Here is a 12458-nt window from a genome sequence, read left to right on the forward strand (position 1 = left end):
CATATTCGTTGCGCTACTCGCGGTTGTCGCGTCAGTCTGTGGGTCGCCTCTGAAAAAGTGGGTCCTGCGGCGAGTTACCTACGGACAGGGGTGTCGACTGCTACGGTCGTGGCTCAGCAGCCGTCGTCGACCGTCACCTTTCCGGGGTTGACGACGGGCTTACCGTCCGTCGTGTACGGGCCGTCTTCCTGGCCCTCCGAGGTGATGAAGTCGTACGTACCGTTGTCGTTGCTGTCGAAGTGCGGCATCGCGACGAGCGTCTCGTCTCCCATCAGTCGCTCGTGGTCGAAGTCGCCGCCGGGCACCCCCTCGAACAGGTCGATCTCGAGGTCCGTGTGCGTGCCCGCGTCGAGCGCCTCGGAGACGCCGACGACGCTGTCGAACACCTTGCCGTCCTGCAGACTGCTGTCGTGGATGGTGACGAACCCGCCCTCCGAGAGCGTCGCCTCCGGCACGTGGACCGTCGTCCCGTCGGACGTCTGGTCCGGGAAGCAGACCTCGGCCGCCGGCGTCTCGCTCGCCTCGACCGTGATCTCGGCGTCGTCGAGGACGGCCTCTCCGTTCGCGGTGTACGGTCCGTCGTCCTTCCCGCCGGAGGCGACGAAGTCGTAGGTGTCGTCGTCGTCGGTGTCGAGATGCGGCATCGCGATGAGCGTCTGGTCCTCCTCCAGCATCGTCTCGGCGTCGAAGTCGGCCCCCTTCACCTCGAACAGGGTGACCGACACGTCCTCGTGCGTCCCGGCGTCGAGATACGCCGAGACGCCGACGACGCTCTCCAGCACCTCGCCGTCGAGGAGACTGGCGTCGTGGATGGCGACGAACCCGCCCTCCGAGAGCGTGGTCTTCGCGACCTCGACCGTCTTGCCACCGGTCGTCTGGTCGTCGAACGTCACCGACGCCGTCGGCTTGGCGTCGACGGTGATCGCCGCCGAGTCGACGACCGCGCCGCCGTCTCTCGTGTACGGCCCGTCGGCCTTCCCGCCGGAGGAGACGAACTCGTACGTCTCGTTGCCGTTCGTCTCGCGGTGCGGCATGGCGACGAGCGGTTGGTCTTTCTCTAGCATCTCCACGTCGAACTCCGCACCCTCGACGTCGAACAGCGTGACTTCGACCTGTTCGTGCGTCCCTGCCTCGAGATACGCCGAGACGCCGACGACGCTCTCGAGCGCCTTCCCGTCGTTCAGTCGCGCGTCGTGGATGGCGACGTAGCCGCCCGCCGGGAGCGTCGTCTCCGCGACGGTGACCGTCTCGCCGCCGGTCGTCTGGTCGTCGAAGGTGACCGTCGCGGACGACTGTTGTGCCACGGCCGTTCCGCCGAGTGCCACGGTAGCACCCGTCGCGGCGGCGACGGTCAGGAAGCGTCTCCGCGACGCCGTCTCGGGGAACGATGCTGCTGTACTGGACCGGTCGACTTCGTCGGCGCGTTCGTGTTCAGACATGGTGTGCGGTCGGGGTGACCCGACATCAGAGACGACGACAGTCCGAATGAAGTGAATTTTGGCAAATCCGTACATATTCTCACCCAAATTGGTGTTTTTGTCAACCCGGCTCCCGTAGAGTCCCAACACGTTCGGTCTCGTCTCCCGACACGACCGAAAGTTCGCGTCGGAGTCCGGTTCGAATGGAGATCCGTCGTTCTCGCGCGGTGGACCACCCGGTGGCCGTATTCGGTGCTTTTAAACTGCTTTGCGGCGGATGTAGAGGCAATGGCTTTTGAGGACCTGCTGAACGACCCTGTCATCCAGAAGTACCTCCACGAGCTGGTTGGCCCCACGGGGATGCCGGTCGCCGCCGCGCCGCCGGACGGCGAAGTGACCGACGAGGAACTGGCCGAGGAGTTGGATCTCGAACTCAACGACGTGCGTCGGGCACTGTTCATCCTGTACGAGAACGACCTCGCGACGTACCGTCGCGTCCGCGACGAGGACTCCGGTTGGCTCACCTATCTGTGGACCTTCGAGTACGAGAACATCCCGGAGAACCTCAAAGAGGAGATGCACCGCCTGCTGGAGGCGATCGAGCAGCGCGAGGAGTACGAGCGCACCCACGAGTTCTACCTCTGTGAGGTCTGTTCGATCCGCTTCGAGTTCGGTGAGGCGATGGACTTCGGCTTCGAGTGTCCCGAGTGTGGGTCGCCGCTCGAGTCGATGGAGAACAACCACCTCGTCGACGCGATGACACGACGCGTCGACGAACTGCGAGACGAACTCAACGTGGACGCCACGAGCTAATGGTCGTACTCGCAACCAAATGTTACGTCGGCGGCGACGCACGCAACCGGGCACTCGACAGCCTCACGTCGATGATCGACAACGACATCGGCGACCTCGACGTCGAGTACGACGTCGGCGTCCGCGACGACGACTTCATCAGCGTCACCGTCACGGGCGAAGACGCCAACGTCGCTCGCAACCTCCTGCGCGAGGAGTGGGGCGAGGTCGTCCCCCAGCACAGAGACGGCGAGACCTACGTCGGGACGCTCGACGGCTGGGACGACGACGGCTTCTACCTCGACGTCGGCCACGGGAATCGAGTCTTCGTCCCGACCGAGGAACTCGGCCTCGGACAGGGGACGCCGACGCAGATCCGCGAGCGGTTCGGCATCGTCCAGCACACGCCGCTGAAGTTCGTCGCCGGCGACCCGCCGCGACTGGCCGACGAGACGCGCGATATGCTCTACGAGTGGACGCGCGGTGACGGGCGTGTCAACGTCAACAGTGCGACCCGTGGCGAGGTTCGAGCGACGGTGAACCGCGCGGGCCACGCCCAGGACATCGTCACGGTCGAGCGACTCGGCCTGTTAGAACAGAGCATCGTCTGCAAGGAGAGCACCGACCCGCCGGGGCTCCTGTCCAGCATCGGTCAGTATCTGCCTGCGGAACTCCGTTGCGTCGTCGCATGAACAGACGACTGGTCCTCGGGACGGCGTCGCTCGTCGTCCTCCTCCTCTCTGCTGGCTGTCTCGGCGCGGTGATGGGACCGCAGGACGTCTCCGACGAGCGACTGAACGAACCGCCGGCGGCGGCGTACGAGTGGGACAGCGACCGCGACGCCCACATCACCGTCACCGAGAACGCGTCGTTCGCCGCCGTCTACGACGTCAACGAGACCGAGGTCCAACTGTTCCGCCGTGACGGGCTCGGCGGTCGCAACGCCATCTCCGTCAGTGCGCTCCAGTACCGGTACGACAACGGAACCGTCGTGGGTGGCACCGAGTTCCGCGAGCGCGGCGGCACCGTCCAACAGACGAACGACGCGGTGACGGTCACCCTCCCGCAGGACGCCCGCGACTCGCCCGGCGAGCTCGCGTTCACGTCGTCGTCGACGCCGAAACGGTTCGCGCTGCCGACGTTCGTGAAGGGCTCCTACGAGGTCGTCCTCCCGCCGGACCGCCGCATCGACTTCTTCCTCTTCGGACAGGTGCGGCCGACCTACACCGAGCGGACCGTCGACGACCAGAGTCGGACCCACATCCTGTGGGACGACGTCCAGACCGACTCGATACTCGTCCAGTTCTATCTCCAGCGTGATCTGACGATCTTCGGCGGCATCGCCGCCGTCGGAGTCGTCGTCGCCGTCGCCGGACTGTTCTACTACAAACGGCAGATCGAAGCGCTCGAAGACCAGCGCCGGGATATGGGGCTCAACGTCGACATCGAAGACGACGACGACGGGCCGCCACCGGGGATGCGCTGACCGCCGAACGCGCGAAACCGTCCGCAAACAGCGACCTTTTCCTCACGACGCCCGTGGTCGGCGTATGCGCGTAGCGGTGGTTACCGTCGGCGACGAACTGCTCGCCGGCGACACGGTGAACACGAACGCGACGTGGCTCTGCGATCGGCTGACGGAACGCGGCGTCCGCGTCGAGCGCGTGACGACGGTCCCCGACGAACTAGCCGACATCGCCCGCGTCGTCAACGAGTACAACGCCGAGTACGACGCGGTGATCGTCACCGGCGGGCTCGGCCCGACGCACGACGACCGGACGATGGAGGCGGTCGCCGCGGCGTTCGGTCGCGAGACGACGGAACACCCCGACGTCGTCGAGTGGTTCGAGAAACACGAGGGCTACTCCGGCGACGACCTCGCCGAAGGGACGACGCATCTCCCGGCAGGTGCGCGGATGCTCCCGAACGAGGCGGGAGTCGCCCCCGGCTGTGTCGTCGACCGCGTCTACGTCCTCCCGGGCGTCCCGAGCGAGATGAAGGCGATGTTCGAGGGGGTCGAAGCGGAGTTCGCCGGCGAGTTGACGTACACGGAGACGGTGACGACGTCGGAACCCGAGAGCGCGCTCCTCGACCGGATGCGGGGAGTCCAAGCGGCGTTCGACGTCGACCTCGGGAGCTACCCCGGCGAGAACGTCCGGCTGAAGGTGACGGGGGCCGACCCCGAGACGGTCGCCGCGGCGGCCGCGTGGCTCCGCGAGCGCGTCGACGTGGTCGACGGCGGCGAGGAACGGGCGAGTTAGCGGTACAGGTAGGCCAGCCACCCGGCCGTGACGAGCAGGCTCGCCACGAGCACGACGGCACCGGTCTCTGCGATCGGGAGCGCTTCTCCTGAGGTTGCGAGCGGAATCATATCCGGGGGTTACAGTCCGGCCCGCTTAAAGATTCGACATCCGGCCGGTCTGTCGGGTCGGCGAGACTGTCGTCTCGGTCGGCGAACCTGTCTTATGGCCGTCGGCGACGTACTGAGCGTATGACTCGTGCGCTGGCGACCGTCGCGGTCGTCCTTCTGGTCGTCCTCGCAGGCTGTTCGTCGTTCGGTGGCGGAACGCCCGCCTCCGACGCGACGCCGACACCGGAGCCGACGTCGACCCCCACGCCGGCGGCGACACCGACATCGACGTCGACGGCGGCGACCGAACCGACGACGACGTCGACCCGCTCTGCCGCCGACCCCTACGCCGACCCCGCGAACGACGTCCTCGGCTGGGAGGACGGCTACTGGTACGACGAACCGATCGACGTCGACCAGTCTGACGGACTCACCGACGCCGAGCTGGCGGCGTACGTCGGCCGAGCGAAGGCTCGCGTCGAGCAGTTACGCCGACAGGAGTTCACGCGCGACGTCCGGATCGAGGTGCTGACACGCGAGGCGTTCGCCGAGCGCGAACGCGAGCGGAGCCTCGGAGACCCCGAAGACCCCGAGTACAACCGCTGGAACAACCAGGTGTGGGAGGCGCTGTTCGTCGTCGACGAGGAGACCGACGTCTCGCAGGCGTTCACCTCCCTCGGCGAGTCGCTCATCCTCGGGCAGTACTTCCGCGGCGAGGACGCGCTGGTGGTCGTCTCCGACGACCCCGAACGTCCCGTCGTCGACAACGAGACGCTGGTCCACGAACTCGTCCACGCGCTGCAGGACCAGCAGTACAACCTGAGCGCACCGCAGTACGACCCACGGACGCAAGACGCCCAACTCGCTCGCAACGGACTCACCGAGGGCGAGGCGGAGTACGTGACGGCCCGCTACGTCGAACGGTGCCGCACCGAGTGGGACTGCGTGGCGACGCCCGCGTCGAACCGACCGACGCCGGACTACAGTCGACTCAACCTCGGCGTCGTGCTCGTCGTCGTCCAACCCTACGGCGACGGGACGGCCTACGTCCACTCGCTGGTCGAACGCGAAGGGTGGGACGCCGTCGACGCCGCCCACGCAGACGTTCCACGGTCGACAGAGCGAATCATGCACCGCCGGGCCGACGACGAGCCCCGGCCGCTCTCCGTTCCCGACACTGCTCGCAACGGCTGGGAACGCTACGACGTCGGCGACGTCGCCGACGACGGAGCCGACACGGCCGGCGAGGCGTCCATCTACGTCATGTTCTGGTACCAGGGCTACCGCTACGGCAACGAGGTGATCGACCGCTCGACGGTCCTCCCGCCGGACGCCGGCCGCTACGACAGCTACAACTTCACGAGCGCGCCCTCACAGGGGTGGGGGAACGACAAGGTCGTCCCGTACAAGAACGGCGCAGAGGACGGCTACGTCTGGCTGTCTGCGTGGGACACCGAGCGCGACGCCCGCGAGTTCCACGACGCGTATCTCCGGGTTCTCGAGGGTCACGGGGCCGAACGTCGGGCCGACTCGACGTGGGTGATCGAGGACGGCGGGTTCGCCGACGCGTTCTACGTCGTCCGCGACGGGAGGCGGGTGGTCGTCGTCAACGGGCCGACCGTCGACGACCTCGGCGACATCAGCGAGTACGCCCGGTAGCACCGGAGTACCGGAACACTGGAACCGTTCGCCCGTTCCGGACTGTTTTTGACGCTCGCTTCCCTGTCCACAGCCATGCGTATCGGCGTCGTCGTCAACCCCGTCGCGGGGATGGGCGGCCGAGTGGGGCTGAAGGGGACCGACGGCAAGGTGGCCGAGGCCCGCGAACGCGGTGCGGAGCCACGGGCACCGCAGCGAGCGCGGCGTGCGCTCGACCGGCTCGCCGAACTGGCCGCTGACGTCGAGATCCTGACCTACGCCGACCCGATGGGCGAGCGCGAGGTCCGCGCCGCTGGCTTCGACCCGACGGTCGTCGGTCGGCCGGACGCGAACGAGACGGACGCGACGGACACGCAGACGGCCGTCGAGGCGTTTCTCGACGCGGACGTCGACCTCGTCTTGTTCGTCGGCGGCGACGGCACCGCCGCGGACGTCGCCGAGGTGCTCGACGGCACCGACACGCCGATGCTGGGCGTCCCGGCCGGCGTGAAGGTCTACTCGTCGGTGTTCGGCGTCTCTCCCGAAGACGCGGGTGAGATCGCGGCGACGTTCGATCGGACGGAGCGCCGCGAGGTGATGGACATCGACGAAGACGACTATCGGGCGGGCGAGGTCAGCCCGGAGCTCCGCGGCGTGGCGTTCGTCCCCGTCGCCGACGACCTCCAGTCGTCGAAGCAGTTGGGCGGCGGCACCGTCGAGGCGCTCGCCGCGGGCGTCGCCGACAGCGTCGAACCGGGCGTCACCTACGTGCTCGGACCGGGGAGCACCGTCGGCGCAGTCAAAGAGGCGCTCGGATTCGAGGGGTCGGCGCTCGGTGTCGACGTCTGGCGCGACGGGGAACTGCTCGCCCGCGACGCGACGGAAGCGGAGATCCTCGAGAACCTCGGCGAGCGGAACGTCATCGTCGTCACGCCCATCGGGGGACAGGGGTTCGTCTTCGGCCGCGGCAACCCACAGCTCTCGCCCGCCGTCGTCCGGCAGTGCGACGTGGAGATCGTCGCCTCCCGGGCCAAGCTCGACGATCTCGGCGTGCTCCGCGTCGACACCGACGACCCCGACCTCGACGAGAAACTGCGCGGGTGGACGAAGGTCCGGGTCGGCCGGTTCGAGCGACGGATGATGGAAGTGGTGTGAGCCGCCTCCTCCCGCCGCGCTCGATTCGAATATAAGGATCTCTGTCTCTAGTCGAACATCGTACAAATATCATACGACGTATAATGGGCATATAGTCAAGATTAAGGTCGTCGGTGCGGTACGGAGTCGCATGGAAACGCGGAAGGTCCAGCGACTGGGACCGTCGACGCTGGCGATGACACTCCCGGCGGAGTGGGCGAAGGAACACGGTGTGAACAAAGGCGACGAGGTGTCGCTCCGGATGGGCGGGAAGGGGACGCTCACCGTCCTCCCCGAGTCCGCCAACACGGAGGACTCGGAGGCGGTGCTCCACGCGGACAACCTCGACGCGGACGCGCTGGAACGCGCGATCGTCGCCCAGTACGTACTCGGGCGACGCGTCATCCACGTCGAGAAGCGCGAGGGGGCGCTCGACAGCGAACACATCAACGCCGTCTACAAGGCCGAGACGCAGCTGATGGGACTCGGCGTCATCGAGGAGACGCCCGAGCGCATCGCGATCCGGTGTTCGGTCGACCCCGAGGACTTCACCCTCGACAACCTGCTCAGCCGACTGGAGAACACGGGCAGCACGATGCGGGGGGAGGCGGTCAAGGCGCTCGCGCACGGCAACCCGGATCTCGCCCAGCGCGCGCTCAACCGCGAACGACAGGCGAACAAGATCTTCGTCCTCCTCCTCCGACTGATCTTCACCGCCTACCAGAACCCGAACCTCTGTCGGGCAGTGGGGCTCGAATCGGGGTTCCCGCTCATCGGCTACCGCTCGGTGGCGAAGAACCTCGAACTGACCGCCGACAACGCCGAGGACATCGCAGAGATCGTCCTCGACACGGAGGGACACACCCTCGACGTCGAGTCGTCGACCATGCGGCGCATCCGCGAGTACACCGACCAGGTCGACGAGATCACCGTCAAGGCAGTCGAGGCGGTCGTCGAACGGAACTACGACAAGACCATCGAGGTGCGGCGACTGTTCCACGACATCAGCGACCGCGAGCAGGACATTCTCAACGACCTGCCGGAGATGTCGAACCAGGATCTCCTCCGCGTGCGTGAGGTGCTCGTGAGCCTCCAGCAGACCGCCCAGTACGCCATGCGGAACGCCGAGATCGCGGCGAACCTGGCGCTGAACGAGGAGAACGAACACGTCACGATCACCTGAGCCGTCGCGGGACCGGAGGTTGGTTCAGGACAGTCGACAGTTACTTTTCGTCGCTCTCTGTCGTCCACACGTGAACCGAGCACGCGTCGCCACGGGACTGTACGGTGTCACTGGCGTCGCGTTTCTCGTCCAGGGTCTCCTGACGCTCACCCGTGTCGGGGTGACGCTCGGGGCTGCGCTCCTCGTCCTCGGCGGCGTACTGACGATCGGAATCGCGGGAAGTCGACTCGCTCGTGGCGGGTTCGAGGAGTGGGACGACGACGCGACCTTCTGGCTCGTAGTCTTCTCCTGCGTCTGCGTCGTCTTCGGCGTCGCCCTCGACTTCGTCTGAGGGGTCGCGACCGGTCGACGCGACCGACTCAGTCGGCGGTCGCCTCCACGGGCGTCGTCGTCGCCACCTTCGTCGCTCGCAACGGGTTTCGCCGTTCGATCTCGCAATCGAACGCCGGATGCTCACAGAAGTGGCGGATCAACATGTGTCGTCGCGACCCGGTGATGCCGGTCCGGCCGACGTCGTCGGCGTCGAACTCGTCGGGCAGTCGACCGTACAACCGCCGGAGTGCCTCGAAACTCTCGAACACCTTGGCGTTGCCCGTCGAGTCCGCCCCGCGGCGCGAGACGACGTAACTGCCGTCCTCACGGTACTCGCCGGCAGTACGGAAGAACTCGCGTTTCTCGGTCAGCGCCGACCCGAGCGCGGACTGCAGCTCGGCGGCGTCGGATCTGGACAGTTCACACGTTCGGTCGTCCAACTGGACGACGACGGACTCGCCGTCGGTCGAGACGGTGACTGCGGTCTCATCGCGCGAGAAGAACTCGATCAGGAGACTGGGTACTCCGTGACATACACTGTCCGACGGGCGTCTCCGATAAAACCCTGTCGACGGCCCCGAGCGTTCACACGGTCGAGGACGCGCGGCGATCCGAGAGCAGTCCACCGTCGTCGGTCGTCGTGCCCTCGTCCGGGGGCGTCGACGTCGGCGTGGCGGTCGAGGTTGCCGACGAGTCTCCACCGTCGGTGTCCGACTCGTCGTCGGTTACGGTCGTCGTTGTCTCGTCGGCGTCCGGTGTGGTCGCCGCTGTCGACGTCGCTTCGTCAGCGCCGTCGGTCTCCGTCTCCGCTCCGGCCGCAGTCTCCCCTTTCGTCCCGAACAGGTCCGTCTCGACGGTCTCGGTGTAGGTCAGCTCGTCGAGCGGGACGCGAACGGTTTCACCGTTCACGTCGATCTTCGCGTAGAAGTCGATCTCGAGGTTGGTCCGCTGGTTCGTCTCCAAATGGCTCACCCACCACTCGTCGAGCGTCGGGTTCTCGATCGTCGTCCGCGTCTCGACGGTTCGTTCGGAACGCGCCGGGACGACGTAGCCCTGTGTCGACGTCCCGTTGCCGACGGTGACGTCGTTCATCGTGACTGTGTAGCCGACCTCCGAGATCGGAATCGGGTAGCTCTTCGGGTTGTACACCGTGAACTCCATCGCGATGGGCGTCGCCGACTCGTTGACGGTCCCCCACCGTGCGCTCGTCTCGTTGACGTAGAGCACTGGGTCGGAGATGAGGGCGGCGTCGGCGTTCACTGGACGGGTCTCCGTGGAGTTGAACTCCGAGATGACGTCGGTCTCGACGGACCGCTCGACCTGTGGTGCACCGAACGTCCGATCGACGATCGACGAGTGGATGCTCGCGTCGACGGTGAGCGTCGTCGACTCGTCGTTTCGGATGTGACTCACCCACCACACGGGAATCCGTTCGTTTCGCATCGTCGTCGTGAACGGAAGCGTCGAGTTCCCCCGCTCGATGTCGACGCCGGACTTCGCCCCGTGGGCCATCTCGACGTCGTTCATGGACACGGCGTAGTCGACCGACAGTCCGCCGAGGGTGACGCCGAGGGGGTTAGGGTTCGACACCTGCAGGTCGCTCTCGACGACCGTCGCCGTCTCGTTGACGTTCCCGAACCGGTTCTCTACGCCCGTCACCGACGGGGTGCCGACGACGCCGAGCGCGACGGTCCCACCGACGACACCGACGAGCAAGACAACTCCGACGGTGGCGAATTTCCACTTTCCGAACATAAGTGGCGGTGGTCGTTCGTCCTATATATTCGGTGCGACTCGAAGCGACAGGATCGACGCGGGGAAGCTCGTCTGCTCGGGCGGTCGGCCGTCAGGTGTGTGAGGGTGTCGAATGAACTAAGTGCTGGCCATCGAACCCAGAGATATGGACGCGCACGCGGTTCAGTCGGACAAGGGAATCGGCCTGGCGATGCTGTTTTCGCTGCTGGCGATCGGCGGTGCGGCCGTCATGCTGGGCGCACCTGGGCAGTTGACGAAGGCGTGGGGGTTCGCGCTAGCGATGCTCGCCGCCTCGTTGGCCGTCGTCGGAACCCATCTCTACTGGGCGTAGCGACAATCGTTAATATCCACAGTCCCTAGAGAGCGTCGAATGACGAAGTACACCGAAGAGGAACAGCGGATCGTCGCCTACCTCAGCGACGCCGTCGCCGGCGGGGAGCGATATTTCCGGGCGAAGAATATCGCCGAAGCCATCGGCCTCTCGGCGAAACAGGTCGGTTCGCGCCTCCCGCGGCTCGCAGAGAAGTCCGAAGACGTCGAGATCGAGAAGTGGGGTCGCGCTCGCTCGACGACCTGGCGCGTCAGCCCGAGCTAACACCCCGTTTTTTTAGCGCCTCGCCCGAAGAGGTTCCCATGACTGTCCGGGTTCAGCGGACGTTCGAGTTCGACGCAGCGCCTCGGCGCGTCTGGGAGTTCATCGCAGACCCAGCGAAGCGTGCCGAGGCCATCAGCGTCGTCGAAGAGTACGAGATCGACCCGACCGACGAGCGGAAGGCGACGTGGCACATCGAACTCCCCATCCCGCTTCTCAGCTCCACCGTCAGCGTCGAGACCGAGGACATCGAACGCGAGGAACCGCGCTACGTGAAGTTCGCCGGCAAGTCGCGCGCGCTCCGCGTGACCGGCGAACACACCATCGAAGAGACCGAGAACGGCTGTAAACTCCACAACGAGTTCGTCGTCGACGGCCGTCTTCCGGGCGTCGAGAAGTTCTTCAAGCGCAACCTCGATCGGGAACTCGACAACCTCGAAGACGCCCTACGGCGTGATCTCGGGCAGACTGCATGATACTTGCACTCGCCCAACTCGACCAGACCGCAGGCGACGTCGACGGCAACCTCCGACGGGCGGAACGCGCCGTCGCCGACGCCGCAGACCGGGGTGCAGACCTCGTCGCGCTCCCCGAACTGTTCACCGTCGGCTACTTCGCCTTCGAGTCGTACGCCCGGGACGCCGAGGGGCTGAACGGGTCGACGTTCGCCAGACTCGGTGAGATGGCCGCCGAACACGGGGTCGGTCTCCTCGCGGGCAGCCACGTCGAGGACCTCGAAGCCAGCGCCGAAGCGGGGTACGACGTCCCCGACGACAGCGGACTCGCCAACACGGCGGTGTTCTTCGACCGCGACGGCGACCAGCGAGCGGTGTACCGGAAACACCACCTGTTCGGGTACGAGTCGGCCGAGTCGCGACTGTTGACCCCCGGCAACGTCCTCGAGACCGTGTCGTTCGAGGGGTTCGAGATCGGGATGACGACGTGTTACGACCTCCGGTTCCCCGAACTCTATCGATCGCTCGCGGAGGCGGGTGCGACGCTCGTGCTCGTTCCGAGCGCCTGGCCGTACCCGCGCGTCGAGCACTGGCAGACGCTCCCGCGAGCGCGCGCGATCGAGAACCAGTGTTACGTCGCGAGCGTCAACGGGGCCACGGAGTTCGACGAGGCGCAACTGCTCGGCCGCTCGACCGTCTTCGACCCCTGGGGGACGCCGCTCTCGAGCGCGGGCGACGACCCTGCGCTCGTCACGGCCGAGATCGACCCCGAACAGGTCGAGGCGGTTCGCGAGGAGTTCCCCGCGCTCGCAGACCGACGGTAACGACG

General features: G+C 66.5%; 15 protein-coding genes. 12 read left to right on the forward strand and 3 right to left on the reverse strand.

Annotated elements, in window-relative coordinates; translation table 11 throughout:
* Positions 1-113: 113 nt before the first annotated feature.
* Positions 114-1439 carry a DUF7282 domain-containing protein gene (locus tag EOHIBHHM_RS00155; protein ID WP_497253448.1) on the reverse strand — a complete coding sequence of 442 codons (1326 nt, stop codon included), beginning with the start codon at positions 1437-1439 and terminating at the stop codon, positions 114-116.
* Between the two features lie 267 nt (positions 1440-1706).
* On the opposite strand from EOHIBHHM_RS00155, the gene EOHIBHHM_RS00160 reads away from it, so the two are divergent.
* From EOHIBHHM_RS00160 to EOHIBHHM_RS00195, 8 genes are all read left to right on the forward strand, one after another.
* Entirely contained in the window at positions 1707-2231 is a 525-nt protein-coding gene (locus tag EOHIBHHM_RS00160) for a transcription factor (protein WP_497253450.1), read from the forward strand.
* Complete coding sequence (locus tag EOHIBHHM_RS00165) at positions 2231-2902, forward strand: DUF2110 family protein (protein WP_497253452.1); 672 nt, start codon at positions 2231-2233, stop codon at positions 2900-2902. Before EOHIBHHM_RS00160 ends, EOHIBHHM_RS00165 begins: the two co-directional genes overlap by 1 nt.
* Positions 2899-3696: a DUF5803 family protein gene (locus EOHIBHHM_RS00170; protein ID WP_497253454.1), complete on the forward strand. Its 798-nt coding sequence runs from the start codon at positions 2899-2901 to the stop codon at positions 3694-3696. Before EOHIBHHM_RS00165 ends, EOHIBHHM_RS00170 begins: the two co-directional genes overlap by 4 nt.
* 64 nt (positions 3697-3760) lie before the next feature.
* Positions 3761-4471, forward strand: a complete 711-nt coding sequence (locus EOHIBHHM_RS00175) for a competence/damage-inducible protein A (protein ID WP_497253456.1) — start codon at positions 3761-3763, stop codon at positions 4469-4471.
* Positions 4472-4701: 230 nt separating this feature from the next.
* Positions 4702-6219: an Hvo_1808 family surface protein gene (locus EOHIBHHM_RS00180; RefSeq protein ID WP_497253458.1), complete on the forward strand. Its 1518-nt coding sequence runs from the start codon at positions 4702-4704 to the stop codon at positions 6217-6219.
* 75 nt (positions 6220-6294) lie between these two features.
* Positions 6295-7353, forward strand: coding sequence for an ATP-NAD kinase family protein (locus EOHIBHHM_RS00185; protein WP_497253460.1), 1059 nt, complete (start codon positions 6295-6297; stop codon positions 7351-7353).
* A gap of 130 nt (positions 7354-7483) precedes the next feature.
* Positions 7484-8515 carry a PhoU domain-containing protein gene (locus tag EOHIBHHM_RS00190; protein WP_497253462.1) on the forward strand — a complete coding sequence of 344 codons (1032 nt, stop codon included), beginning with the start codon at positions 7484-7486 and terminating at the stop codon, positions 8513-8515.
* Between the two features lie 70 nt (positions 8516-8585).
* Positions 8586-8846, forward strand: a complete 261-nt coding sequence (locus EOHIBHHM_RS00195; RefSeq protein WP_497253464.1) for a hypothetical protein — start codon at positions 8586-8588, stop codon at positions 8844-8846.
* Between the two features lie 28 nt (positions 8847-8874).
* Here EOHIBHHM_RS00195 and EOHIBHHM_RS00200 read toward each other — a convergent pair whose 3' ends face one another.
* Both EOHIBHHM_RS00200 and EOHIBHHM_RS00205 read right to left on the reverse strand, forming a co-directional pair.
* Entirely contained in the window at positions 8875-9246 is a 372-nt protein-coding gene (locus EOHIBHHM_RS00200; RefSeq protein WP_497257056.1) for a DUF7528 family protein, read from the reverse strand.
* Positions 9247-9412: 166 nt separating this feature from the next.
* Positions 9413-10582, reverse strand: coding sequence for an LEA/WHy family protein (locus EOHIBHHM_RS00205; RefSeq protein ID WP_497253466.1), 1170 nt, complete (start codon positions 10580-10582; stop codon positions 9413-9415).
* Positions 10583-10727: 145 nt separating this feature from the next.
* Here EOHIBHHM_RS00205 and EOHIBHHM_RS00210 point away from each other — a divergent pair, with 145 nt between their 5' ends.
* From EOHIBHHM_RS00210 to EOHIBHHM_RS00225, 4 genes are read left to right on the forward strand one after another with little or no spacing between them, the layout of a single operon-like run.
* A complete protein-coding gene (locus EOHIBHHM_RS00210) occupies positions 10728-10913 on the forward strand; it encodes a DUF7525 family protein (RefSeq protein WP_497253468.1) in 186 nt (61 codons plus the stop codon).
* A gap of 39 nt (positions 10914-10952) precedes the next feature.
* Positions 10953-11177 (forward strand): DUF7123 family protein, encoded by a 225-nt coding sequence (locus tag EOHIBHHM_RS00215; RefSeq protein WP_089823968.1) that lies wholly within the window; start codon positions 10953-10955, stop codon positions 11175-11177.
* Between the two features lie 38 nt (positions 11178-11215).
* The gene (locus EOHIBHHM_RS00220) at positions 11216-11650 is read left to right on the forward strand and encodes an SRPBCC family protein (RefSeq protein ID WP_497253470.1); all 435 of its coding nucleotides are present in this window, start codon (positions 11216-11218) and stop codon (positions 11648-11650) included.
* Entirely contained in the window at positions 11647-12453 is an 807-nt protein-coding gene (locus tag EOHIBHHM_RS00225; protein WP_497253472.1) for a carbon-nitrogen family hydrolase, read from the forward strand. The genes EOHIBHHM_RS00220 and EOHIBHHM_RS00225 overlap by 4 nt, the downstream gene beginning before the upstream one ends.
* Positions 12454-12458 lie beyond the last annotated feature (5 nt).

The sequence above is a fragment of the Halogranum roseipondis genome (genome assembly GCF_059695585.1).

Bases quoted from the DNA above. Each gene is read 5' to 3' on its own strand.
- EOHIBHHM_RS00155 (WP_497253448.1), bottom strand. From the start codon at position 1,439: ATGTCTGAACACGAACGCGCCGACGAAGTCGACCGGTCCAGTACAGCA.
- EOHIBHHM_RS00160 (WP_497253450.1), top strand. From the start codon at position 1,707: ATGGCTTTTGAGGACCTGCTGAACGACCCTGTCATCCAGAAGTACCTC.
- EOHIBHHM_RS00165 (WP_497253452.1), top strand. From the start codon at position 2,231: ATGGTCGTACTCGCAACCAAATGTTACGTCGGCGGCGACGCACGCAAC.
- EOHIBHHM_RS00170 (WP_497253454.1), top strand. From the start codon at position 2,899: ATGAACAGACGACTGGTCCTCGGGACGGCGTCGCTCGTCGTCCTCCTC.
- EOHIBHHM_RS00175 (WP_497253456.1), top strand. From the start codon at position 3,761: ATGCGCGTAGCGGTGGTTACCGTCGGCGACGAACTGCTCGCCGGCGAC.
- EOHIBHHM_RS00180 (WP_497253458.1), top strand. From the start codon at position 4,702: ATGACTCGTGCGCTGGCGACCGTCGCGGTCGTCCTTCTGGTCGTCCTC.
- EOHIBHHM_RS00185 (WP_497253460.1), top strand. From the start codon at position 6,295: ATGCGTATCGGCGTCGTCGTCAACCCCGTCGCGGGGATGGGCGGCCGA.
- EOHIBHHM_RS00190 (WP_497253462.1), top strand. From the start codon at position 7,484: ATGGAAACGCGGAAGGTCCAGCGACTGGGACCGTCGACGCTGGCGATG.
- EOHIBHHM_RS00205 (WP_497253466.1), bottom strand. From the start codon at position 10,582: ATGTTCGGAAAGTGGAAATTCGCCACCGTCGGAGTTGTCTTGCTCGTC.
- EOHIBHHM_RS00210 (WP_497253468.1), top strand. From the start codon at position 10,728: ATGGACGCGCACGCGGTTCAGTCGGACAAGGGAATCGGCCTGGCGATG.
- EOHIBHHM_RS00215 (WP_089823968.1), top strand. From the start codon at position 10,953: ATGACGAAGTACACCGAAGAGGAACAGCGGATCGTCGCCTACCTCAGC.
- EOHIBHHM_RS00220 (WP_497253470.1), top strand. From the start codon at position 11,216: ATGACTGTCCGGGTTCAGCGGACGTTCGAGTTCGACGCAGCGCCTCGG.
- EOHIBHHM_RS00225 (WP_497253472.1), top strand. From the start codon at position 11,647: ATGATACTTGCACTCGCCCAACTCGACCAGACCGCAGGCGACGTCGAC.